The following is a 24,956-nucleotide window of genomic DNA, read 5'->3' on the forward strand; positions in this document are numbered from 1 at the left end:
TAGATTTGTTTATACAATGATTTTGCAACTAAAAAGACGGTTTCCCGACTTTTTGTGCAGTATTTCTATAGTATTGTGATAGACAAGCATTATTTAATTTAACTAATACCAACAGAAAGAGAAATGTAATGGAAACTTACTACAAAGCCATTAACTGGAATGCCATCGAGGATGTCATTGATAAATCAACCTGGGAAAAGCTGACTGAGCAGTTCTGGCTCGATACACGTATTCCCTTGTCAAATGACCTTGATGACTGGAGAAAATTATCAAACAAGGAAAAAGACTTGGTAGGTAAAGTCTTTGGTGGACTAACCCTTCTTGATACTATGCAATCTGAAACTGGGGTTCAAGCTCTACGTGCAGATATCCGTACACCTCATGAGGAAGCTGTTTTTAACAATATCCAATTTATGGAATCTGTCCATGCCAAATCTTACTCTTCTATCTTCTCAACCTTGAATACTAAGTCTGAAATTGAAGATATTTTTGAATGGACAAATACAAATCCTTATCTTCAAAGAAAAGCAGAAATCATCAACGAAATTTACCTAAATGGTACGCCACTTGAAAAGAAGGTAGCCAGTGTGTTCCTTGAAACTTTCCTCTTCTACTCCGGTTTCTTCACACCTCTCTACTACCTTGGTAATAACAAGCTAGCTAACGTAGCAGAAATCATTAAACTCATCATTCGTGATGAGTCAGTTCACGGTACCTACATCGGATACAAGTTTCAACTTGGTTTCAATGAACTTCCAGAAGAAGAGCAAGATAAACTCAAAGATTGGATGTACGACCTTCTCTACACCCTCTATGAAAACGAAGAAGGTTACACTGAAAGTCTCTACGATAGCGTTGGTTGGACCGAGGAAGTTAAGACATTCCTTCGTTACAATGCTAACAAGGCTCTCATGAACTTGGGACAAGATCCACTCTTCCCAGATTCAGCAGATGATGTTAACCCAATCGTTATGAACGGAATTTCAACTGGTACATCAAACCACGACTTCTTCTCTCAAGTTGGTAATGGTTATCTCCTTGGTGAAGTTGAAGCTATGCAGGACGATGATTATAACTACGGTTTAGACTAAATAAAATATATAAAAACATCTGAGTTAAAAACAAACACAGATGTTTTTTGTTTTTGTTTATTTCTGTTCTTTAAATTGATTGATTGTATAGTTTGTGGTATGATAGTAGATGAGATGGAGGTGATCCAATGCTAAAACAAGAAAAACTAGATGTGATTTTAGAGATTATCAATACAAGAGGAACCATCACAGTCAAAGAAATAATGAATCGTTTAGATATTTCTGATATGACTGCTCGACGTTATCTGCAAGAGTTAGCTGACAAGGATCTACTTGTTCGAGTGCACGGAGGTGCTGAAAAACTTCGTTCTGGTTCTCTATTTGCAAATGAACGCTCGAATATCGAAAAACAAGCTCTTCAAATTGCTGAGAAACAAGAAATTGCAAAATTTGCTGGTCATTTAGTTGAAGAAAGAGAAACGATTTTTATCGGTCCAGGTACTACTCTTGAGTTCTTTGCGCGTGAACTTCCGATAGATAATATTCGTGTGGTAACAAATAGCCTTCCTGTTTTCATTATCTTGAATGAACGAAAACTGACTGATTTAATTTTGATTGGTGGAAATTATCGAGAAATTACTGGTGCCTTTGTTGGAACCTTAACGCTCCAAGATATTGAAAGTCTTCAATTCTCTAAAGCTTTTGTTAGTTGCAATGGTATAAAAGATCATGCTATCGCTACTTTTAGCGAAGATGAAGGTGAGGTCCAAAAGCTAGCATTAAATAATGCTAATAAAAAGATTCTTCTTGCTGACCACAGTAAATTTAATAAGTTTGATTTTTATACTTTCTATAATATCTCTGATATTGATACGATTATTTCAGATTCAAAACTTAGCCAAGAAACCCTGCAAGATTTATCAAAACAAACTAATATCATCAAACCTCAATAAAGCATTCGACTAACGAATGCTTTATTTTTAATCCAAAATAATTTAACACTCTCACAAAAAAATAAGCCCATCATCTTGATGAGCTTATTATATTAGTGTTGAAATGGCATAAAATCCGAATCAAAGGAAATGTTATCATTATCATCAGCATTGACAAAACTTAAAAATAATTTTTGAAACTCTTCAAGTTCATAGTCTGAATGACAAAGCCACTCCTTGCCTGTTGAGACATACCATTTTCCAAGACTTGCAAGTTGGTCCTTGGTCAAGGATGGTATATGCGAACACTGTTCAAAGTTAATAATATAAACTTTTTCATAGACTGATTTGATAAAATCTTTCAGCATGAACTTTCCTCACTTTAATTCTATACCTAATGACTATTAGTACTATTCAATCACTTGAGTTTCAGCTAATTTCTTGTACCAATGAGCTGATTTCTTAGGATAGCGTTCTTGTGTATCGAAATCAACGTAGAAGAGTCCGTAACGTTTTTCATAACCATTAGACCATGAGAAAACGTCCATTAATGACCAGATGAAGTATCCTTTCACAACTGCACCATCTGCAATCGCATCTGAAATAACTTCCAAATGTTGCTTCACGTAATCAATACGACCATCATCGTAAACAGTGTTATCCACAAACTCGTCTTTATATCCAAGACCGTTTTCTGTGATATAGATTTTCTTATAGTTTGGATAATCTTTCTTCACACGCATGATTTGGTCATACAATCCTTGAGGATAGATAATCCAGTCCCAGTCAGTACGAGGGACATAATCAGGAGCGACTCTTCGACCAACACCTTTAATTTGGTACTTAGAGCTTCCTTTTTCACCTTTACCGTTATGGATAATCTCAGTTTCTCCATCAAAGGCTTCCATCCAGTCACTCATGTAGTAGTTAATTCCAAGGAAGTCGTTCAAGTCTTTTGCTGCTTCTAGTACTGCAAAATCTTCATCACGAAGGTCTAAGCTTCCTCCGTTAACAGATAAGATGTGGTTAACGCCATCCATCGTTTCTTTTGAATAGTGTCCAAGGTAAGTGGCATCCAAAATAAATTTGTTATGGATGATATCTTCTAACTCAGATGCTCGAACATCGGCAGGGTTCTTAGGATCTAACGGATATTTAGTTGGTAACGCGTGAACGACACCAATTTCTCCTTTATATCCTTTATCTTTATATAATTTCACAGCGCGGGCATGAGCAACCATCATATTGTGGTGAGATTGGAATACTTTTGCTAAATCGTATTGAATTCCTGGTGGGAATTTACCAACTAAGTATTGACCGTCACCAATTGGTCCAATTTCATTGAAAGTTGTCCAGTAGTTCACTTCAGGAAACTCTTCAAAACAGAATGCGGCATAGTCCACAAAGTGTTCGATATTTTCACGATTTAAGAAGTCTCCATTTGAATGAAGAGCTTCTGGTGTATCAAAGTGGTGAAGGGTTACAAAAGGCTCCACATGGCGTTTGTGGCATTCCGCAAATAGATTGTGATAGAATTCTACCCCTTTTGGATTTACTTCACCATAGCCAGTTGGGAAAATACGTGACCAAGCAATAGAAATACGAATTCCGTTTACGCCATATTCTTCAGCCAACTGTAAGTCTACTGGATATTTATGGTAGAAATCGCTTGCTGGTTCTGCTGTATACCAATAGTTATCAGCTAAGTATTTGTCCCAGGCAACAGGACCTTTACCATCTGTATGGGTAGCTCCTTCTGCTTGATAGGCAGCCGTTGCGCCACCGAAAATAAAATCTTTAGGAAGTGTTTTTGTCATTTTTTCACCTATTTCTTGATTGTATAAAATGAAAAATGAGGGGAGAGGAGTCAGTGAGCCATCCATCTCCATCTCACTTCTTGTTCCAAGCCACCGAATTGTGACATGAGGAGGTAAAAACGATATATTTTTACCGACGAATTAACAAGTCGATTAGGAAAATCGCCATAGCGATTTCCGTTACGATAGGAGACTGTTTCACAGTCCCTATCGTTAATCGAATTGCGCCTGAACGAAGGCTAGAGCACCTTGTCCATCGCGTGTCAATTTAATGTACTGAGCACCTTCTGTCTTCGCCAATTTGATGCCTAGTTTATCTGTTTCAGCTTTCATATCCTCAAAGTTTGAAGCAACTTGTGGTGCTAAGATAACCAAATCAAATTCTGGTAACATTTCACGGTGGGCTCCATAGCCACCTGCTGCAGCTTTAACTGGAACTTTATACTCTTCTGCGGCTTTATTCAAAGCATTGGCAAGGAGACCACTTGTTCCTCCACCCGCACAAAGAACGAGGACGTTTGTTTCTTCAGTAATTGTATTTTGTGCTGATTCTACTCCAGCTTTTTCAAGAATAGCATCTGCTTTTGCAGTGTTAAAGTTTGCAGCAACTTTTTCTTTTAATTCATCATTAGCTTTACCTGAACGTTCTTCTTCGAGAATTTGTTCATCATAAACCTTGAGGAATGGATAGTAGATTGCAATATCTACTATAATTAACAATGCTGCAAGAGCGAATGATAAGAACTGGAAGTTTGTACCAAGAACAATACCAAGAGGTCCTGGTGTAGTCCATGGAAGGTTGGCAGTAAATGAGTTCATGCCAAGTGTTTCAATAAAGAACTTAAAGATCCATACGTTTGCAATAGGTGCAAAGATAAATGGAATAAAGAAGATTGGATTCAAAACAAGTGGTGCACCAAACAAGATTGGTTCGTTTACACCGAAGAATGTAGGAACTACTGAAGCACGTCCAATAGCACGATTTCGTTTCGATTTACACAACCACATAAACATGAATGGAACTACAAGAGTTGCTCCTGTACCACCCATAGTGACGATGAACATTTGTGTACCAGATGTAAGGATCTTATCAGCGTGCATACCTTGTTGGAGAAGGTTCATATTTACTTCAGCATTGGCATATGTAATAGCAGCAATTGCAGGCTCAACGATAGAAGGTCCATGAATACCAATAAACCAGAAGAAAGCAAAAGCACCGAAAATAATCGTAATACCAACATAACCGTCTGCTGCTGAGAATAGAGGCGCAAAGAATTTACCGATTGATTCTGCTACGCTTGCACCAACAAAATGACGAGCAAGTAAGTCAAGACCGTAAAGGGAAACGACAGAAAGCGTAAATGGAATAACATCTTTAAAGACCTGTGAGATATTTGGTGGAACTTCATCAGGCATTCGAATAGTAACATTATTCTTCACACAAACCTTATAGATTGCTACAGTCACAAAGGCTGCTAGAAAAGCTGAAAGCAAACCTTTTGTTCCGAGGAAACCTGTTGCAAAGCCCCCTTCAATTGGGTCAGCTGCCAACATCAATAAACCAACAATAGCAGCTAATAGAGTTGACATATAGTTGATTTGGTTGGTTTTTTCCATGCTACGGTTAACAGAGTCTGTTAATGATTTAGCTGTTGTACCCGCGACCAAGAGGGCGAGAATACCCATTGAATAGCTATAAGGTTTCATCAAAAAAGCCACAACTTCATCAGACCATTGGAAGCCCCATGAATTAGGTACAAAGGCAATTAAGATAAAAATACTTGAGAATAGAATGACAGGCATTCCAGCGATAAATCCATCACGAATAGCACGAAGATAGATATTTCGAGATAGTTTTTCAAAGAAAGGCTTTCCTTTCTCGATATAGGCAATTAACTTATTCATTATTTAGCTCCTCTTTTATAAAGTTCAATTAAATGATGCATCAAATCTTTTAGCAAGATTGTTGTCATCAGGTGATCTTGGCCATGCATCATGGTCACGCTATAGGCTAAATCTTCACCTGCAGCTTCCTTGGTTAACAAGCTTGTTTGGGCGTGGTGAGCCTCAGCAATACAGCTACCAGCTTCCTCTACCAGAGCGTCCGCTTTTGCAAAATCACCAGCTTCAGCAGCCTTCAAGGCTTCCAATAGTTTTGAACGAGCATCGCCAGCATAGGCAACAATCTCAAAACCTAACAATGTTACTTCTTCTCTATTCATGATAGATTTCTCCTTATATAATTTTTAGTAAATATTATGACAATAAACGTTGAATATGTAGAACAAGGTAAACTCGTTCACTCTTATAAAGGTCAACACCCGTTTCCTGTGCAATAACTTCATAAATTTTACTACCAATCTCGAATGCTTCTGGATAGGTATTCTTTATATGTTCTTCCATATCAAGCAAGGATTGATTATCATCGCGACTACGATCCAGATAATCCAAAAAATAATTTAGATGAATCATAAAGCGGTCGTAGAAATTATTATTTTCAGGTGTTCGCTGGATTTTATAACTCTTCAAAACGCTTTCAACACTCTTTAAAATTTCCTTTCTCTTATCAATTGATTCAACAACTTCGACTTCATTCTCACCTTCGGCGTTGATGAAATGATAAGCGATACGAATGATTTCGTCTTCAGGAAAATTTTCTGTCAGTTTTTGACGATAAATTTCAAAAGCTTCTTGTGCAATTTGAAAAGCGATAGGATATTTGGCAGAAATGTCAGGCAAGTTACTATCCTTATAACGTCCTTGGCTAATAGCCTGATAAGAACAATAGATATGGTCTGTTAGAGTGACGTATAGATACTCTTGGACAGGATATTGATATTTTTTAGAAAGATTATCAATAATCTCATAAGTGACCGTAATAAAATCAAGCGGTACATCTTTGAGAAGAGCCATAAAATTTTCTCGCGACTCTTCTGTTTTCATCCGAAAAACTTTTTCAACCTGATCCTCAGAAATCAAATCTCCCTTCTTCTTACCAAACGAAATACCCTTACCAATTACGATCAACTCCTCTCCTTTGCTATTCCGCACGAGAGAAACATTGTTATTCATTGGATTTAATATCCGATACATGGCAACCTCCTTGCCCTATTATTTAAGTTTTGTGAGCATAAAAAATGACCACAAATGAGTTCAGAAAATATACCTCTGAGTCATCTGTGATCATGCCTAATATTACTTAGTAACACTCACTTTGTATTAACTTGTAACTTAAGTATAGCACAAGATTTTTATTTTGTAAACCTTTACATACAACTTTTTTTAAAAGTTTTTTAGCTAGGTTTTAGGACATAAAAGGGGGGAAAATTTAGACACGTTCGGTCCATGAAGTTGCTGTTGTTTTAAGAACCTTGTTGAGTTCATCAATGTTTTCAAATCCAGTTGTACGAAGCCATTCGCGAGCAGCTGCTTCACCGTCTTTGATATAAGCTTCAACTGATCCAGCCCATGTTGCACGTCCACAAAGAACTCCATTGAAGTTTGCGCCTGATTCGTGGGCAAAGACAAGAGTTTCTTGGAAAAGTTTAGCTGATACACCTGCACTCAAGTAGATGTATGGAAGGTTAGTTGCTTCGTCTTGAGCTTTGAAGAAAGTAGCTGCTTCTTCGCGTGTATGAACGATTTCGCCATCGCCAAATCCTTCAACGTATTTAACGTTAACTGGAACTTCCACCTTCAAGACATCAATGTTAAAGCGTGGATCTGAGAAGACTTTCATAGCGCCGATAACCTTGTGTGGTTTTACTTTCGCGTATTCAGCAGAACCTGCGTCCGCAATCTTTTCATCGTAAGCAAGGATTTCAAGGAAGAATGGAATATCCTCTGCTACACACTCAGAACCAATACGTTCAATGTAGGCTTGTTTTTTTTGGTTGAGTTCGTCAGAGCTATCAACGTCATAGTAAAGCAAGAATTTAACGGCATCTGCACCTTGTTCTTTGATACGTTTTGCAGACCAAACATTCAAGCAGTCTGGCAAGCGTTTTGTACTTGTTGTATCGTATCCAGTTTTCTCATAAGCAAGGAGAAGACCAGCATTTGGATCAAGAGCTTTAGTAGCAGGAAGTCCATACTCAGGGTCAAGAAGCATAGATGAAGCGTATTTCGTCAATTCATCTGCTACCAAGACTTTTAATTCTTCCATTTGAGCTACTGTTGGCTCTTCTGTTTGGTATTGAGCCATAAGGCGTTTCAAAGCACCACGTTGGTCAAAGGCAAGAGCTGAGATGATACCATTTTCATCTGAAAGTTTTTCCAAACATGTACGTTTATTTTCTGTTAAAACCATTTTATACCTCTTTTACAATTAATTGGTCATATAGACCTTGATAGTTGGCCATATTGACATGACCGGTCATTTTTTCTTGAGCATTTAGCATACCAAGGACATTTGCCTTGGTCAACAGTTCTTGATCAGATTCTTTATGGAACAATCCTGAAGCAATACCTGCCACTGTAGAATCGCCAGAACCGACTGGATTTACTACTTGAATTCTTGGAATATCTACTTTATAGAAAGTGTTACCGTGTTTAGCGAATGCTCCGTTAGCACCTAAGGAAACGATAATCCACTCGATTCCATCAAATAGTGGTTCTTGAAGGACTTCTTTTAATTCATCCAAGTCTTTAGAAATTTCTCTTCCTAAAAGTTGGGACAATTCTTCGTCATTTGGTTTGATAACTGTTGGCTTATGTGGAGATTCAAGAACCGCCTGAAGTGAAGCTCCTGAACAATCCAAGACAACAGGTTTACCAGCTTGGTTAGCAAGTTCAACCAGACTAGCATAATAATCCACTGGAAGTCCTGCTGGTAGACTACCTGAAATGGCCACTACCTCTACAGTCTCTAAAAGTTCTTTGAAATGAGCCAAGAAATCTTGACCTTCTTTTTCTTGAACTTCAGGACCTTTTTCTAGGATTTCTGTTTGGTTTTCTCCATGTAGAATTGCGATACAGTTACGGGTTTCACCTTGAATAGAAAAGAAATGTTTGCTTACTTTATCATCAATATTTTCTACTAAAAAATCACCAAGTTTACCACCGACAAGTCCTGTTGCGACTACGGAGTCACCAAATTCTGATAGGACACGAGTAACGTTAAGACCTTTACCACCAGCCGTTTTCGTAACATCTACAACACGGTTGACAGTGTCAATTTTTAATTCATCCAAAGGATAGGAAATATCAATGGATGGGTTCATTGTAACTGTTAAAATCATAAGTCACCTCTTAGTCGTGGTATTCACCACGATCCCATTTTTCAAGGAACTCTGTAAAGAAGTTGGCATCAGTTTGATGATCGTTATGAGTTTCAACGTGTTGGATTTTAGCGATCAATTTTTTGTTTTCTTCTGATGGTTTGTATTCAGCGTTGATGAAAGCTTCAATGATATCACACATGAGCAATTCGCCAGTGATTTTACCACCAAATCCGATAACATTAGCATTCAATTGTTCTTTTGCATACAGAGCTGTTGTCATATCGCGAACCAAAGCAGAACGAACACCAGGAACTTTGTTAACAGCGTTATTGATACCTACACCAGTACCACAGATACATACACCAAGATCAGCTTGGCCACTAACGACTGCTTCACCAACTTTTTTACCAAAAATTGGGTAGTGTGTACGAGCGTGGTCGTAAGTACCAAAGTCGATGACTTCATGTCCTTTTGATTTCAAAAATTCTGAAACCGCCATTTTTTCATTTGTTACGATGTGGTCACATCCAATTGCAATTCTCATTAGTTATTCCCTCCGATTAATTATATAAATCTAATATCATTTATCCTTACTCAAGAAAAATCAAGATTAGCTTAGGAAGCGAGCTGCGAGCATAACTGAGGTTAGCTAAAGTGAGCTGACGACAGATTATCTTGATTTTTGAAGAGTATTAGCACATTTTGTTCAACATGTCGACCCTGATTTGGTGACGACCACCGTCGTATTTACCATTTACAAAGCCTTTAGCAATGTTTTTAGCCAATTCATCACCAACAAGTTGAGCACCCATAGTAATCATACGTGAGTTGTTGTGACCGCGAGTCATATAAGCTGAACGTTCATCAGATACTTCTGCAGCAACCATTCCTTTGATTTTAGTAGCAACCATAAATGGACCTGCACCATAAGCATCAATGACGATACCAAGGTTTTGTTCTTCTTTCTTAACTTCTTCCGCAACCGCAAGAGTTACATCAACGAAGTCTTGACCTTCAGCTGTAACATCCACAACGTGGAAGTTTTCTTTTTCCAAGAAATCTTTAACGACTTCTTTCAATCTCAAACCTGCAGCATCTGCACCAATAACAATAGACATATTGTATACTCCTTTTTTATAATAGACCAGTAAAATTATTTTGGTTCTGGAAAGAAAATGACCATCACCAAATAGTTACTAGTAGTTTTGTTGACTATTTTAGATTAAGAATGAATCATCTATTCACTCTTAGTAACTTCTCCTTAGAGAAATTGGAAGAACAACTTGTTTAAACAAACATAAACTGTTCTTTCTAAACATAATATACTACTATTGTTTAGAAAAGTCAACAGTTTATGTTTGTTTTTGTTTATTTTTTAGAAAATTTCTATATCAAAACCAATTTGATCACTTTGACCTGGATTTAAGATACGAACATTTTTCTTATCTTCTAGATGATCGCCCTCTTCGAGTGAAGTTGACAAACCTGACCAAGGTTCCAAGGCAAGGAAGGGACTTTTATTAAGGGTTGACCAAACGATTAAATTTGGAAACTCTTCAAAGTCTAGTTTTAATCCCTTATCATACTTACGTGACCGTAAGGAAACAGAGCGAGAGGCTAACTCATCTAAAGTCACAGCATCATAGCTAAAGAAATCAAAGTTTAGATCTAATTCTTTTTGGTCTTTTAACCAGCTGCTTCTATCTTGAAAATCTAACATCCCTATTTCTGGAAATGGTTTAGGAACTGTACAAGTTTCTGGCTTTTCAAATTCAAGATAGTAGTCTTCATAACCTTCATCATCAAATAAAGGACAGTTAAAGCCTGGATGTCCACCAATAAAATATGGCATTTTCTTATCTGTTTCTTTATTGGTAACTTGATACTGAGTACGGATTGTCTTTCCAGTAACTGTATAAGTTATTTCTAAGCGAAAATGATAAGGATAACTTTCATACATTTCTTGGTCATCTTCAATAGCAAAAGTAACCGAGTTATCCGTTTGATCCACTAATTCAAAATCTTTTTTCCGCACAAGACCATGGCGTGGAATTTTACCTTTTACTTGACTACCATCTTCTTGATCATATAGGACAGTATCATTTCTAACTGATCCACAAATTGGAAATAGAACAGGTGCTTGGCCGCTCCAGTAAGTTGGATCCCCCTGCCACAAATACTCAATTCCATCTTTGTCTTTTATTGAAGAAAGTGCACCACCAAAAGTTTGAAACTGTACACTTAACTGTTCTGTTTTTAATTCAATCATTAGAATTACCTCCATTTAAGTTTCTTATAAAAAACTAGATTGCCAAGTCCACATCAGGTAACTGACAACCTAGTTTTTACAATTTAGATTTCCTATAGTTAGAATTTATAAATTTTGTTTTAACTAGTAGCTTCAGTAATATATTTATAAATACCTTCTGGTGTTGTAAGTTTAGATAAATCTTCCAGATGACCATTTCCAGTAAAAAAATCCATTAGCTGAGATAGTATGTCGATTTGACTTGAATTTGAATTATTGATAATAAAGAAAACCCAGGATACTATTACTTCTTTATTAGGAGATATCATATTATAAAAAGTAACTGGCTTGACAAGTCTAACCACCACTATCTTTTTGTCTAAACTATGGTCAACATCGGTATGAGGAATTGCAACATTTGGCAAATTATTCCCCCAAAAATTCATATCTAAACCAGTTGGAAATAATTTTTCACGTTCAATCAGAGCCGATTGATAAGTATCTGTAACAACGTTACGTTTTCTCAGAATAGCTGCTACCTCTTCAAAGAGTTGTTCTTGATTATCAGATTCTAGACAAAATACCAAATCCTTTTCAAAGAAATGATCTAACCCCATAAGATTCTCCCATCTCAACTTAACTATTTTAATATAAGTATAACAGGATGTGAAACCGTTGTCAATTAGCGATGTTTTATTTTGTTTGAAAAATATCTTTTTTGTTTGACATCTTTAAATTTACTGATTTTAAACAAATATCTAGTATTCATTTCTAGAGTTAGAATAGCAAATTAAAAAGCAGGATTAAATCCTACTTATATATTTATGGTTTTTTATTTGTCCAACTTTCTTCGATAGTCGGTGCTAGTTCTTTAATAGTATCTAAATCACCTTCAAGTGAGACATATCTGAACTTACCATCATCCGACTTGAAAATCCAAATAACTAAATATTTACCAGTTTTGGCAATACAGTTAACTTGATAAGCATCATAGCCTCCGATTGTTGACTTAGAGCCCCAAACCTTAGAGAAATCAGGACTTTCTGATTTAGATTGATAAATACTATTTGAAATTTGAATAGGATCTACCTTTTCAAGTTCGCTTTCAGAAATACCAAACTGCTCTGCTTTAAATGTATTTAAGGTAACGATATTGATATCTGTACCGTCAGAATATTGAATATCATCTCCACCATTAACATCTTTAAATTGAATCCATGATTGTGGTACTTTCACGTATCCATAATCATCCGATCCAATCCATTGCGTGTCTTTTATAGGAGCTGTGGTTGTTGCAACTGTTGTTTCTTGAACACTAGTAGTTTCAGTTTTTTCCGCACTAGTATTTTTTGTTGTATTACATGCAGCAAGACATAGAGAGCATAAAAGAATTGAAGATAAAGTAATTACTTTTTTCATAGTTATTCTCCTTTCACTTCTATTCTAAAGTAAGAACATCAAAGTGTCAAAGATAAACTGTAAAATGTGAGTATTTCGAATAAAAGTTTCAATCTACTATTACTTATTCTTCTTATTTAAGTTGTAAAAAACGCCCTAAATAGAGCGTTTTAATAATTGATAATCTTGGGAGAGTTTTACTCCTCATCCATAGAAAGAACAGACAAGAAGGCTTCCTGTGGAACTTCAACCGAACCAATAGACTTCATCCGTTTCTTACCAGCTTTTTGTTTTTCAAGAAGCTTACGTTTACGTGATACGTCACCACCATAACACTTAGCAAGCACGTTCTTACGTAGAGCCTTGATATCTGTACGAGCCACAATTTTATGTCCGATAGCTGCTTGAATTGGAACCTCAAACTGTTGACGAGGAATGATTTTTTTGAGTTTATCAACAATCAATTTTCCACGTTCATAGGCAAATTCCTTGTGAACAATAAAGCTGAGAGCATCAACCTTATCTCCATTCAAGAGAATGTCCATTTTAACCAGCTTAGATGATCTGTATTCAGACAATTCATAATCAAAACTTGCGTAACCACGAGTTGATGACTTGAGTTTATCAAAGAAATCAAAAACAATCTCAGCCAAAGGAATTTGATAAATGACATTGACACGATTTTCATCAATGTAGTCCATGGTTACAAAATCACCACGTTTACGTTGGGCAAGCTCCATAACGGCACCGACAAATTCTTGTGGCACCATGATTTGAGCTTTAACATAAGGTTCTTCAATAGAAGCAATCTTAGTCGGGTCTGGAAACTCTGAAGGATTCGATACATCAATTGCTTCACCGTCTGTTAAATTAACTTTGTAAATTACAGACGGCGCCGTCATAATTAGATCAATATTAAATTCGCGTTCAAGACGTTCTTGGATAACATCCATATGAAGCAATCCAAGGAAACCACATCGGAAACCAAAACCAAGTGCTTGCGAAGTTTCTGGTTCAAATTGAAGACTGGCATCATTGAGTTGTAGTTTTTCAAGAGCTTCACGTAAGTCATTGTATTTATTTGATTCGATTGGGTAAAGACCTGCAAAGACCATTGGATTCATCTGCTTGTAGCCATCAAGTGGCTCAGTAGCAGGATTGTTTGCCAAAGTTACCGTATCACCAACGCGTGTATCCTGAACAGTCTTAATAGAAGCTGCAATGTAACCAACGTCACCTGTTGCTAGGAAATCACGTCCAACAGCTTTTGGCGTAAAAATACCTACTTCTGTCACATCAAAAGTCTTGCCATTACTCATAAGCTGAATCTTATCGCCTGGTTTAACTACCCCATCCATGACACGGACTTGCAGAATAACACCACGATAAGAATCATAAACTGAGTCAAAAATCAGAGCTTTAAGAGGAGCAGTCACATCACCAGTTGGTGCTGGAACTTTTTCAACGATTTGCTCGAGAATTTCCTCGATACCGATACCAGCCTTGGCAGAAGCTAATACTGCTTCACTAGCATCTAAACCGATAACATCTTCGATTTCCGTACGGACACGCTCTGGATCCGCAGCAGGAAGGTCAATCTTGTTAATGACCGGCATGATTTCCAAATCATTATCCAAGGCTAAATAAACATTAGCAAGTGTTTGCGCTTCAATCCCTTGTGCAGCATCGACAACCAAAATGGCTCCCTCACAGGCAGCAAGTGAACGCGAAACTTCATAGGTGAAGTCTACGTGCCCTGGCGTATCAATCAAGTGGAAAATATAAGTTTCCCCATCTTTTGCTGTATAGTTAAGCTCAATCGCGTTCAGTTTGATGGTAATCCCACGCTCTCTCTCAAGATCCATACTGTCTAACAATTGAGCCTGCATTTCACGACTAGAAACTGTCTCTGTCTTTTCCAAAATACGATCGGCTAAAGTAGACTTTCCATGGTCAATATGGGCTATGATGGAGAAATTACGAATCTTCTCCTGACGTTTTTTTAATTCTTCTAAGTTCAAGATTCTCTTCCTTTCAGGGTATCTATTAATTATAAATTGTTTTTATGTTTTTGACAAGACCATACCCTGTTTGGAGTATTAATCTTCCGCAATAAAGCCGTCGTTTTCGATAAAATATCGGTTGGTCATTCCATGGTCAGTAAAGACTATACCATGAAGGACACCGCCGTATACAGCTCCTCCATCCATACCGATTTTGCCATCCTCTGTTATCCATAGTTCAGATGTACCAGGTTTTTGATCCAACAAACCGTAAACAGGAGTATGTCCAAAGACAATTGTTTTTCCAGTATGATTTTCCGCTTCATGGAACGGCTTTCTGAGCCAGACTTTCTTATAGTCTGTAGTCTCGTGCCAATCATCTAGGGTTAAATCAATTCCCGCATGAACAAAGATATAGTGGTCTGTTTCAATCACGAATGGCATTTGTCGTATAAAAGCTACCAAGTCTGCTGCTTCGGTTTCTACACGTTTAGCATCTTCTATCGGATCTACCGGAGCATCCAAAGGACGTCCTAGTATAGAATTAATCGTGGTATCTCCACCATTTCTTCGATAATGGTCATAACTTTCCTGAGGATTATCCAACCAAGTCAAAAACATATACTCGTGATTACCAGAGATACAGACAGCCCCCTGATTGTCAACCAAGTCCTTGACCATCTCTAGAACACGGCGACTATCTTCACCTCGGTCAATAAGGTCTCCAAGAAAAAGCAACTGGGTGTGACCATCCCATGTTTTGAGAAGTTCTTCCAGCATACCTGCTTTTCCATGAACATCTCCAATTACATAATAGTCTGTCATCTATTTCTCCTTAGCTTTCAACAATTCTCTTGCCTGGGTAAGAGCTGCTTCTGTAACATCATCTCCTGCTAACATTTTGGCAACTTCTTGCACACGCTCTTCCCTCGTTAAGAGACGGACAGTAGAAACTGTCGTATGCTCATCACTAATCTTTTCAATAAAGAACTGGTAGTCTGCAATGGCGATCACTTGAGGAAGGTGAGAGATAGCTAAAACCTGACCATGTTGTCCAATCTTATGAATCTTCTGAGCGATAGCTTGAGCGACACGGCCTGAAACTCCTGTATCTACCTCATCAAAGACAATGCTCGTCTTTCCTTCCTTACGAGAAAAGGCTGATTTAATAGCCAACATCAAGCGGGATAATTCTCCACCAGAGGCAACTTTTACTAGAGGTTTAAAGTCTTCTCCAGGGTTGGTTGAAATGAAAAATTCTACCAATTCGTTTCCTTCACGGCTAAATTTTCCCTTTGTAAAGCGAACTTGGAACTGAGCCTTTTCCATATAAAGGTCTTGTAACTCTCGCTTAATTTCTGCTTCTAGGCCAATTGCAATCTCATGTCGAGCTTTAGCGACTTCATTAGCTAATTCGACAAGTTGTTTTTCAAGTTTCTTAAGCTCTATCTCCATATCTTCAGAAGATAAATTGTTACCTGTTAAAAGATTATATTCATCTGTTATTTTTGCAAAATAAAGTAAGACATCATCTACATTACCACCGTACTTACGTGTGATTGTGTAAATCAAATCTAGGCGACTTTCAACTTGTAATAAACGATTCCCATCAAAATCCAGGTCATCAATAATACTTTCTAATCGTTTGGTGACATCTTCTAAAGCGAAGTAGCTTTCAGATAAAGTAGAAGAAATCTCACGATAGTCCGTGTCAAACTCCTCGATGCTTTCCATATCATTCATAGCTGATCTAACATTTGCAAGACTTGAAAATTCTTCATTATCTAGCATACTATAGGCGTTGGTTAGAGTGTCAGCTATATTTTTATGATTAAGCAGTTTGTCCCTTTCTTGGTTAAGACTGATGTCTTCACCAGCTTTTAGATTAACCGCCTCAATCTCAGCGATTTGAAATTCCAACATCTCGATACGAGCTTTATGTTCCTGCTGATTCTTTTTAAGGTCAAGGACTTGCTTACGCATACGACGATAGGTGTCAAAGCTATTCTGATAAGCTTCTTTAAGGTTTAAGAAATTAGCATCTCCAAACTCATCCAACATCTGGATATGAAGCTGGGGACGCATTAATTCTTCTTGGTCATGCTGACCATGAATATCCACTAAGTGCTGTCCAATAAGCTTTAAAACTGAAAGATTGACTAGTTGACCATTAACACGGCTGATACTACGACCATTTCGTAAAATTTCACGGCGAATGATGATTTCATCCCCAAGCTCTAAGCCTTGTTCAGCAAAAATTTCTGTCAATGCTCGACTATTCTCAAAAGAAAAAAGTCCTTCGATTTCTGCCTTTGGAGCTCCATGACGAATGACGTCAGTGGTAGCTCTAGCTCCCAACATCATATTCATGGCATCAATAATAATTGATTTTCCTGCCCCTGTTTCACCTGTTAGAACTGTCATCCCTTTTTCAAAATTCAAAGAGATAGATTCAATAATGGCAAAATTTTTAATCGAAATTTCCAGTAACATATAAACCTACCAATTTTTAACTTGTTCAAAAACGTCCTTGGCTTCTTCTTCACTTCTCAAAACCATCAAAATAGAATTGTCATCAGAGATGCAACTAAAGAGCTTATCTGCATACATTTCTAACAACTGACTTTTAACAAAAAGCGTATTTCCTGGGATAATTTGAAGATTAATCATTTGACCCAAGCATTCAGAATGGATAATGTTGTTTTCCGCTAATTGTAAACTTTTAACTACTGATTTGGGTAGTTCGTAGATATAAGTATTGTTCTTCAACGGAATTTTTACAATCCCCAGTTCTTTAATGTCCCGTGATACAGTTGCTTGTGTAGCAGAGATTCCTGCTTCTTTTAAGTGTTCAACGATTTCTTCTTGAGTTCCGATCTGGTAATCGGTCACAAATTTTCTTATTTTTTCAAGTCTAATTTTTTTATTCATTTTTAAATTCTCTATGTGCTTCTTCTACTACTTGATTTATTTGAGAAAGAACTTGATTAGTTGCCTCCTCTTCTTTACGTAAATAAGCTAAAAATTCGATATTTCCATGGCCACCTTGGATTGGAGAAAAATCTAATCCTAATACCGAAAACCCTTCTCTGACAGCCATATCGATCACTGTTTCTAGTACATGTTGGTGAACCTTAGCGTCTCGAATGATACCATTCTTACCAATTTGTTCACGTCCAGCTTCGAACTGGGGTTTAATTAAAGCAACAACCTGTCCTTGATTTGCTAAAATGCGATGAAGAGCTGGTAAAATTAAGCCTAAGGAAATGAAGCTTACATCAATACTGGCAAAACTTGGCTCCTCTACAAAATCAGCTTTTTCTGCATAACGGAAATTAAACTGCTCCATACTAACAACACGATCATCTTGGCGCAATTTCCAAGCTAGCTGGTTGGTACCTACATCAACTGCAAAAACAAGCTTAGCACCATTTTGCAACATGACATCTGTGAAGCCTCCCGTAGAAGCTCCAATATCAATCGTAGTTTTGCCATCAACTGACAAGCCAAAGATTTCTAGTGCTTTCTCGAGTTTCAAACCACCACGACTAACGTACTTAAGTTTTTCACCCTTGAGTTTTAACTCAGTATCATCGGGAATTTTTTCTCCAGGCTTGTCATAGCGTTCTCCATTGAGGATAGCAACAACTAGTCCTGCCATAACCCCGCGTTTGGCTTGCTCTCTGGTTTCAAATAACCCTTGTTTATAGGCAAGTACATCTACTCTTTCCTTAGCCATTAATTCTCAAACTTTCTACTATTTTTACAATTGGATCTTTATCAAAAGCCACTAGTTGACTAATCTCCTCTAGTTTCTCATTGGCTTGGTCCAAGGTCTGGTTGCAAAATTCAATCGCCTTTGGCAAGCCTAACAAAGCAGGATAGGTTGACTTTTCGGCCTGTAAATCCTTTTGAGGGGTTTTACCAATTTCTTCGAAACTTGCTGTCACATCCAATACATCATCTCTCACTTGAAAGGCAAGTCCTATTAACTCTCCAACGGTTTTCAATTGCAGTTGCATTTTTTCATCCAAACTAGCAAGGATGGCTGCAGCTTGAAATGGAAAGGCAAGAAGTTTACCTGTTTTATTTGCATGAATGGTCTGTAACTCTTCTAAAGAAAGCTCTTGGCGCTCACCTTCCATGTCCAAAACCTGGCCTGCAACCATACCCAAACTACCTGAAGCTAGCGACAAATTAGCAATCAAATCAACCTTGACCTGACTTGGTAAATCTACCTGGGCTATCAAGGCATAGGGATCTAAAAAGAGAGCATCGCCAGCTAAAATAGCTAAGGCTTCACCAAACTTTTTATGGTTGGTTAAACGCCCACGACGAAAGTCATCATCATCCATAGCAGGAAGGTCATCATGTATCAAGCTTCCTGTATGAATCATTTCAAGCGCTGCAGCAACCTGGGCATGAGCTGGACAAATAGTAATCTGCAAAGCCTCTAAAACTTCTAAGAGGAGAAATGGACGGATACGTTTACCACCAGCATGAATGGAGTAAAGAACAGATTCCCTTAAACTAGTAGCAAACTGTTGATCTCCGTAGAAATCTTCTAATGCTGATTCGACAAGAGCTAGTTTTTCTTGCTTATTCATGCTAATTCACTTTCTGTTCCATCTTCTTGCATGACTTTAACCAAGGTCTTCTCAGCCTTATCAAGAGTTGCTTGTAATTCCTTTGAAAGGAGCATACCTTCTTGGAAGGCGGCAATAGCATCTTCTAAAGCAATTTCACCATTTTCCAAACTTTGGACAATGGTTTCAAGCTCTGCTAAATTTTCCTCAAATTTCTTTTGTTTTGACATCTTTAACCTCTAATTCTACTTGACCGTCACGCATCTCAAGCGTTACATGGTCCTTTTCTTTTAATTCACTAATCGAAGCCACTACCCTATCCTCTTTTTTGACAATAGCGTAGCCTCTTGCTACGATACGACTGGTATCTAGCATCACAAGGGCTTCTGAGAGCCGTTTGGCTTCTGCTACCTTTGCATCATAAGTCACTGCCATTTGACTGCGTAAGAGCTTTTGTAACTGTTCTAGTCGATCTATATAGCGCTGAACTTTAACCAGTGGCGACAACTGTTCTAAACGGTGACGTTGACCTTGAACATTTTGATAATTTTTAACAATCTCAGACTTCAATCCTTGTTTAAGACGAACTTGGAGTTGATCTAGTCGTTGCAAGTAACCATCATAGAGTCGTTCTGGTTGTCTAAAGATAACAGATTGGCTAAAAACTTTTAAGGCTTCTTTTTTCTTGTTTAATACATGCTGAACAGCTGTGACCATTCTTTTCTCTTGGTTTTGAAGATGGGTCAATAGATCCAATTTTGTAACTGGTGTAGCCAGTTCTGCAGCTGCTGTTGGTGTCGCTGCTCTTTTATCAGCGACAAAGTCTGCCAAGGTGATATCCGTTTCGTGACCAACACTTGAAATGATTGGTAAACGAGATTCAAAAATGGCACGAACAACTATCTCCTCGTTAAAGGCCCACAAATCTTCAATCGAGCCACCACCACGACCTATAATGAGCACATCTAAGTCATCCCTTTGATTGGCTCTCGCAATATTTTTAGCGACTTCTTCTGCCGCGCCTTCCCCCTGAACCTTAGTAGGGTATAAAACAATTTCTACACCAGGGAAACGTCTACTTACTGTAGTGATAATATCCTGAATAACTGCGCCACTAGGACTAGTCACAACACCAATACGCTTAGCAAATTGGGGAAGGGACTGTTTGAAACGGTCTTGAAATAAACCTTCCTCAGCTAGTTTCTTCTTCAACTGTTCAAATTTTATAGCTAGAGCTCCGACACCATCTGGTTCTGCCTTTTCAATGATAATCGAATAGCTTCCACTTGGTTCATAGATTTGGACACGACCAATAACATTTATCTTCATACCTTCTTCCAAATCAAAACCTAAACGTTGATAGATACCTGACCAAATAGTTGCTTGTATGACTGAACGGTCATCTTTGAGAGAGAAATATTGATGGCTTGGACGCTTACGGAAGTTAGAAACTTGACCAGTTAAATAGACCCGTTCCAGATAAGGGTCTTTATCGAATTTCATTTTCAAATATTTGGTCAAAGTTGATACCGATAAATACTTTTCCATCTCTACCTTCTACTCTATTTCTTGCTTATCCTGGGTATTATTATACCAAAAATATGCTTAAAAATCTTAAATCATATCACTTATAATGAATTATATAAAGTCTTTTTGTTTGCAACCATTAATTTAATACTACAATATCATCAGTATTTATTTGCCTTTTTAAACAGATTTTAACTGAAAAAAATATAATTTTCATTTCAACTATTCTAAAATTTAAATTTAGACGTAATAATACAAGTTTTTGCATACTATTTTTTACTTTTTATGAAAATACTGATATAATAACTTTACAAGGATTAAATTTTTGGATGTAGAAATATTTAATCGCTGTTTCACTTTATAATTAAGTTTTTTGTTGCAATTACTATTAATCTTCGATAATATTAAAAATTAAGATTTACACTTAAAAAAACCATAGGTGTCAAAAAAGGAAAGGGAGCATTTATGACATTTAAACAGGCTGATTTTCAAGAAAAAATCAATATTCAATCACTGAGCACTTTATATGGGAGACAAATTGGTACTGTAAACTACATTACAAAATTCCCAGGTAAGATTACACTTCATTGTAATCTTGATTTGTTTAATGTTAAAGAAAACTACCCGTATCACCTGGAACTTTATCTGGTTCGACCAAATCAATACAGTGATAAAATTTTATCTTCAACAATCACAATTGAGGATTCAACTTTGATTGAAACAAACGATGGATATGGTAAAACAAGTATAAATTTTGACTTTGTACTTTCTTTAGTTCAATCTGGAGATTATCGTTTAGATTTTATCTTATCAGATAAAAAAAATAACGAGTTAGATAAGAAATATACTTATCTTTATTTTGGCACAGAAGAAAAATAATAAATTATTTGAATTTATCCAATTTTATTCTAAAATGGAAACCTCACTATCTACAAGAAAGAGAATTTTTAAAATTCTCTTTTTTTGACTTTCAAAACTAAAAACATATCTTGGAGAATTCTAAAGTAATATTCTTTTTTGATAGAGGAAATAAGCTTGCTCATTTTTTGCCCCTGAACAGAAAAAAAGCCCTTCGGATAAAATCCGAGGGGCTTTAAACGTTGTTAAATCAACGGCCGAACTTTTGAGTTTCAAGGTTCGGGATAAAATAGTTCAGTGAACTATTTTATTTTTTAAGGTTGTAGAATGATTTCAATCCACGGTATTCAGCTACTTCACCAAGTTGGTCTTCGATACGAAGCAATTGGTTGTATTTAGCGATACGGTCTGTACGTGAAAGAGAACCAGTCTTGATTTGTCCAGCGTTAGTTGCAACTGCGATGTCAGCAATTGTTGAATCTTCAGTTTCACCTGAACGGTGTGATACAACTGCAGTGTAACCAGCTTCTTTAGCCATTTCGATAGCATCGAATGTTTCAGTAAGAGTACCGATTTGGTTAACTTTGATAAGGATTGAGTTAGCAGCGCCTTCAGCGATACCTCTTTCAAGGTAAGCTGTGTTTGTTACGAAGAAGTCGTCACCAACCAATTGAACTTTACCACCAAGACGTTCAGTAAGAGCTTTCCAACCATCCCAGTCGTTTTCGTCCATACCATCTTCGATAGTAATGATTGGGTATTTGTTTACCAATTCTTCAAGGTAGTCGATCTGTTCTGCAGAAGTACGAACAGCAGCTCCTTCGCCTTCGAATTTAGTGTAGTCGTATACTTTACGTTCTTTATCGTAGAATTCTGATGATGCACAGTCAAATCCGATGAATACGTCTTTACCTGGAACATAACCAGCAGCTTCGATAGCAGCAAGGATAGTTTCAACTCCGTCTTCAGTTCCTTCGAAACGAGGAGCAAATCCACCTTCATCACCTACAGCTGTTTCAAGTCCGCGACCTTTAAGGATTTTCTTAAGAGCGTGGAAGATTTCAGCACCCCAACGAAGAGCTTCTTTAAATGTTGGTGCACCAGCAGGTACGATCATGAATTCTTGGAAAGCGATTGGAGCGTCAGAGTGAGAACCACCGTTGATGATGTTCATCATTGGAGTTGGAAGAACTTTAGTGTTGAATCCACCAAGGTAGCTGTAAAGTGGGATTTCAAGGTAGTCAGCAGCAGCACGAGCTACAGCGATAGACACACCAAGGATTGCGTTCGCACCCAATTTACCTTTGTTAGGAGTACCGTCAAGTGCGATCATAGCACGGTCGATAGCTTGTTGATCACGTACATCGTAGCCGATGATAGCTTCAGCAATGATGTTGTTTACATTGTCAACAGCTTTTTGTGTACCAAGACCAAGGTAACGAGATTTGTCACCGTCGCGAAGTTCAACTGCTTCGTGTTCACCAGTAGAAGCTCCTGATGGAACCATACCACGTCCGAAAGCACCTGATTCAGTATAAACTTCTACTTCAAGTGTTGGGTTACCGCGTGAGTCTAGGACTTCGCGAGCGTAAACATCAGTAATAATTGACATTTTTTACTCTCCTTTGAGTTTATTTATTTTACACCTCTATGATACCTTAATTAAACTCCTTTTTCAAGGAAAAACGTTATCTTTGTGCAATTTTTCCTTAACTTTCTCAAGTAATCGCTTTCCCCTTTCTTCATTCTTACTCTATTTTATGATATACTATTTATATGACAGAACTATCAAAACAAATCTTAGAAAAAGCTCATGGTGGGCTTAAATTAAATCCCGATGAACAAAGACGCTTTCTCGATACCTTTGAAGAACGCGTCCTCGGTTATGCTGACCTTGCAACAGCAAACGACGATAAATTCCAAAAAGGATTCCTAACTATTTTAGAGGATTTAAAGAAGGAAGCAGAACCTCTTTTTGTAAAAATTTCACCTCAGATTAAGTTCGAAAAACAAGTTTTCTATCTTAAACAAGCTAAAGATGCCAATTGCCAAGCGACCATTGTTTCAGAAGATCACAACTCCTCTCCATTTGGAATGGTTATCCATAGTGATGCTCCTGTTGACAGAAAGGAAAAAGACCTTAAAAAGGCCTTTCCTGACTTATGGCAAGTAAAGGAAAATCATAAAAAACCTTCACTTTGGAAAAAATGGTTTGGATAATGGTTTGACAAGGCCAGTATTTGTCCGATATTAGCAGCTGTATGCTCGAGATAAAGGGAAGCATTTTTTAGGCTATCTGACAAGGACTCACTTTTTTCTAAAATGGAAAATGCAGCAACTATATTTCCAAAGGGTAGTTGAGGAAGATCTTCTGATAAACTACCACAAATAGCAATAACTGGAACACCTGAAGGTGTTCTTTTTGCTACACCGATTGGGGCTTTACCTGCCAAACTTTGCCTATCAAATCGACCTTCTCCTACAATGACTAGATCAGCATCAACTACTTTTTGATCAAAGCCAATCAAGTCTAAACAAGTTTCGATTCCTGAAACGACTTCTGCACCCGCAAAAGCACACAAACCTGCAGCAATACCTCCACCTGCTCCAGCCCCGTCTAACTCTAAAATCGAAGGAGAATAATTACCATAGAATGTTTCTATCGCCTGATCAACTTCTTGAAATTGGTCTGGTTGCAGTCCTTTCTGTTGTCCAAAGATGTAAGTAGCACCTTGTGGGCCACACAAAGGATTTATGACATCAGATAAGATTTTTATCTTAAGATTAGCAGGCAGGGGCTCCACTTTATCTTTTGACATACTAGCAATCTCAAATAAGGACTGGCCACAGGCTAGAAGCTCAGTGCCCTTGGTATCATAAAATTGATAACCCAGCCCCATTGCAATTCCAAGTCCTCCATCATTGCTTGCTGTTCCACCAACCCCTACATAGATGTCTTTTATACCTTGATCCACAAGATACAAGATTAGCTGCCCGATACCCTTAGTTTGAATCTTTAGTGGATTTCTTTTTTCAGGAGGAATTTTAGCAAGCCCCACCAAATCAGCAACCTCAAACAAGGCAAGACTGTCTTTTTGGATATAGGGCATCTCTACTTCATCTCCAAAAGGACCATTTATGAGAGCTGTCTTTTTTACATATCTTGAGGAATGCCTGATGGTTTCTACCGTACCTTCGCCTCCGTCACCAACGGGCAGTATGAGACAATCTGCATGAGGTAAGGCCCTTTGAAATCCATCTCTAATAGCCTCTGCTACTTGTCGGGCAGTTAAACTTTCTTTAAATGAATCCGGTGCAATAACGATTTTCATAG

The 24,956-nt window shown here is 37.5% G+C and carries 26 protein-coding genes; 4 read left to right on the plus strand and 22 right to left on the minus strand.

Features of this window, described 5'->3' with window-relative positions; all coding sequences use genetic code 11:
* Positions 1–128: 128 nt before the first annotated feature.
* Together nrdF and QM941_RS04125 are read left to right on the plus strand one after the other, a co-directional pair.
* A complete protein-coding gene (gene nrdF, locus QM941_RS04120; RefSeq protein WP_414339153.1) occupies positions 129–1,091 on the plus strand; it encodes a class 1b ribonucleoside-diphosphate reductase subunit beta in 963 nt (320 codons plus the stop codon).
* Between the two features lie 128 nt (positions 1,092–1,219).
* Positions 1,220–1,984, plus strand: a complete 765-nt coding sequence (locus tag QM941_RS04125) for a DeoR/GlpR family DNA-binding transcription regulator (RefSeq protein ID WP_414339155.1) — start codon at positions 1,220–1,222, stop codon at positions 1,982–1,984.
* Between the two features lie 92 nt (positions 1,985–2,076).
* Here the strand turns inward: QM941_RS04125 and QM941_RS04130 are convergent, their stop codons facing one another.
* From QM941_RS04130 to xseA, 20 genes are all read right to left on the minus strand, one after another.
* On the minus strand, positions 2,077–2,331 hold the full coding sequence (locus QM941_RS04130) for a DUF3884 family protein (RefSeq protein WP_414339156.1): 255 nt from the start codon (positions 2,329–2,331) through the stop codon (positions 2,077–2,079).
* 42 nt (positions 2,332–2,373) lie between these two features.
* Positions 2,374–3,780 (minus strand): 6-phospho-beta-galactosidase, encoded by a 1,407-nt coding sequence (lacG, locus tag QM941_RS04135; RefSeq protein ID WP_414339157.1) that lies wholly within the window; start codon positions 3,778–3,780, stop codon positions 2,374–2,376.
* 213 nt (positions 3,781–3,993) lie between these two features.
* On the minus strand, positions 3,994–5,685 hold the full coding sequence (locus tag QM941_RS04140) for a lactose-specific PTS transporter subunit EIIC (RefSeq protein ID WP_414339159.1): 1,692 nt from the start codon (positions 5,683–5,685) through the stop codon (positions 3,994–3,996).
* Positions 5,685–6,002, minus strand: coding sequence for a PTS lactose/cellobiose transporter subunit IIA (locus QM941_RS04145; RefSeq protein ID WP_006151126.1), 318 nt, complete (start codon positions 6,000–6,002; stop codon positions 5,685–5,687). The genes QM941_RS04140 and QM941_RS04145 overlap by 1 nt, the downstream gene beginning before the upstream one ends.
* A 34-nt stretch (positions 6,003–6,036) precedes the next feature.
* Complete coding sequence (locus tag QM941_RS04150) at positions 6,037–6,873, minus strand: PRD domain-containing protein (RefSeq protein WP_414339161.1); 837 nt, start codon at positions 6,871–6,873, stop codon at positions 6,037–6,039.
* A 235-nt stretch (positions 6,874–7,108) separates the two neighbouring features.
* A complete protein-coding gene (gene lacD / locus QM941_RS04155) occupies positions 7,109–8,089 on the minus strand; it encodes a tagatose-bisphosphate aldolase (RefSeq protein ID WP_414339163.1) in 981 nt (326 codons plus the stop codon).
* Between the two features lies 1 nt (position 8,090).
* Positions 8,091–9,020, minus strand: a complete 930-nt coding sequence (locus QM941_RS04160) for a tagatose-6-phosphate kinase (RefSeq protein WP_414339165.1) — start codon at positions 9,018–9,020, stop codon at positions 8,091–8,093.
* 10 nt (positions 9,021–9,030) lie between these two features.
* Entirely contained in the window at positions 9,031–9,546 is a 516-nt protein-coding gene (gene lacB, locus QM941_RS04165) for a galactose-6-phosphate isomerase subunit LacB (RefSeq protein ID WP_001216925.1), read from the minus strand.
* Between the two features lie 148 nt (positions 9,547–9,694).
* Positions 9,695–10,120, minus strand: a complete 426-nt coding sequence (lacA, locus tag QM941_RS04170) for a galactose-6-phosphate isomerase subunit LacA (RefSeq protein ID WP_000029280.1) — start codon at positions 10,118–10,120, stop codon at positions 9,695–9,697.
* A 257-nt stretch (positions 10,121–10,377) separates the two neighbouring features.
* Complete coding sequence (locus QM941_RS04175; protein WP_414339167.1) at positions 10,378–11,271, minus strand: aldose 1-epimerase family protein; 894 nt, start codon at positions 11,269–11,271, stop codon at positions 10,378–10,380.
* Between the two features lie 119 nt (positions 11,272–11,390).
* A complete protein-coding gene (locus QM941_RS04180; RefSeq protein ID WP_414339169.1) occupies positions 11,391–11,867 on the minus strand; it encodes a PTS sugar transporter subunit IIA in 477 nt (158 codons plus the stop codon).
* A gap of 205 nt (positions 11,868–12,072) precedes the next feature.
* Positions 12,073–12,669 (minus strand): hypothetical protein, encoded by a 597-nt coding sequence (locus QM941_RS04185; protein WP_414339171.1) that lies wholly within the window; start codon positions 12,667–12,669, stop codon positions 12,073–12,075.
* A gap of 176 nt (positions 12,670–12,845) precedes the next feature.
* A complete protein-coding gene (gene lepA / locus QM941_RS04190; protein ID WP_414339173.1) occupies positions 12,846–14,669 on the minus strand; it encodes a translation elongation factor 4 in 1,824 nt (607 codons plus the stop codon).
* A 78-nt stretch (positions 14,670–14,747) separates the two neighbouring features.
* Positions 14,748–15,476 carry a metallophosphoesterase family protein gene (locus QM941_RS04195; RefSeq protein ID WP_414339175.1) on the minus strand — a complete coding sequence of 243 codons (729 nt, stop codon included), beginning with the start codon at positions 15,474–15,476 and terminating at the stop codon, positions 14,748–14,750.
* Positions 15,477–17,144: a DNA repair protein RecN gene (gene recN / locus QM941_RS04200; protein ID WP_414339176.1), complete on the minus strand. Its 1,668-nt coding sequence runs from the start codon at positions 17,142–17,144 to the stop codon at positions 15,477–15,479. It lies immediately after the preceding gene.
* 6 nt (positions 17,145–17,150) lie between these two features.
* Positions 17,151–17,582: an arginine repressor gene (locus tag QM941_RS04205; protein WP_414339177.1), complete on the minus strand. Its 432-nt coding sequence runs from the start codon at positions 17,580–17,582 to the stop codon at positions 17,151–17,153.
* The gene (locus QM941_RS04210; protein ID WP_414339179.1) at positions 17,575–18,390 is read right to left on the minus strand and encodes a TlyA family RNA methyltransferase; all 816 of its coding nucleotides are present in this window, start codon (positions 18,388–18,390) and stop codon (positions 17,575–17,577) included. The genes QM941_RS04205 and QM941_RS04210 overlap by 8 nt, the downstream gene beginning before the upstream one ends.
* A complete protein-coding gene (locus QM941_RS04215; protein ID WP_414339181.1) occupies positions 18,383–19,258 on the minus strand; it encodes a polyprenyl synthetase family protein in 876 nt (291 codons plus the stop codon). Before QM941_RS04215 ends, QM941_RS04210 begins: the two co-directional genes overlap by 8 nt.
* Positions 19,255–19,467: an exodeoxyribonuclease VII small subunit gene (locus QM941_RS04220; RefSeq protein ID WP_414339182.1), complete on the minus strand. Its 213-nt coding sequence runs from the start codon at positions 19,465–19,467 to the stop codon at positions 19,255–19,257. Before QM941_RS04220 ends, QM941_RS04215 begins: the two co-directional genes overlap by 4 nt.
* Complete coding sequence (gene xseA, locus QM941_RS04225) at positions 19,445–20,785, minus strand: exodeoxyribonuclease VII large subunit (protein ID WP_414339184.1); 1,341 nt, start codon at positions 20,783–20,785, stop codon at positions 19,445–19,447. Before xseA ends, QM941_RS04220 begins: the two co-directional genes overlap by 23 nt.
* Before the next feature lie 444 nt (positions 20,786–21,229).
* Here xseA and QM941_RS04230 point away from each other — a divergent pair, with 444 nt between their 5' ends.
* Entirely contained in the window at positions 21,230–21,643 is a 414-nt protein-coding gene (locus tag QM941_RS04230) for a hypothetical protein (RefSeq protein WP_414339186.1), read from the plus strand.
* 286 nt (positions 21,644–21,929) lie between these two features.
* Here QM941_RS04230 and eno read toward each other — a convergent pair whose 3' ends face one another.
* On the minus strand, positions 21,930–23,234 hold the full coding sequence (gene eno / locus QM941_RS04235) for a surface-displayed alpha-enolase (RefSeq protein WP_414339188.1): 1,305 nt from the start codon (positions 23,232–23,234) through the stop codon (positions 21,930–21,932).
* 164 nt (positions 23,235–23,398) lie between these two features.
* On the opposite strand from eno, the gene QM941_RS04240 reads away from it, so the two are divergent.
* Positions 23,399–23,842: a DUF1694 domain-containing protein gene (locus QM941_RS04240; protein ID WP_414339190.1), complete on the plus strand. Its 444-nt coding sequence runs from the start codon at positions 23,399–23,401 to the stop codon at positions 23,840–23,842.
* Here QM941_RS04240 and QM941_RS04245 read toward each other — a convergent pair.
* Positions 23,803–24,954 carry a glycerate kinase gene (locus QM941_RS04245; RefSeq protein ID WP_414339192.1) on the minus strand — a complete coding sequence of 384 codons (1,152 nt, stop codon included), beginning with the start codon at positions 24,952–24,954 and terminating at the stop codon, positions 23,803–23,805. The two genes, QM941_RS04240 and QM941_RS04245, sit on opposite strands and share 40 nt — an antisense overlap.
* Between the last annotated feature and the right edge of the window lie 2 nt (positions 24,955–24,956).

The organism is Streptococcus timonensis, assembly GCF_047460355.1.
Classification (GTDB): Bacteria; Bacillota; Bacilli; order Lactobacillales; family Streptococcaceae; genus Streptococcus; species Streptococcus timonensis_A.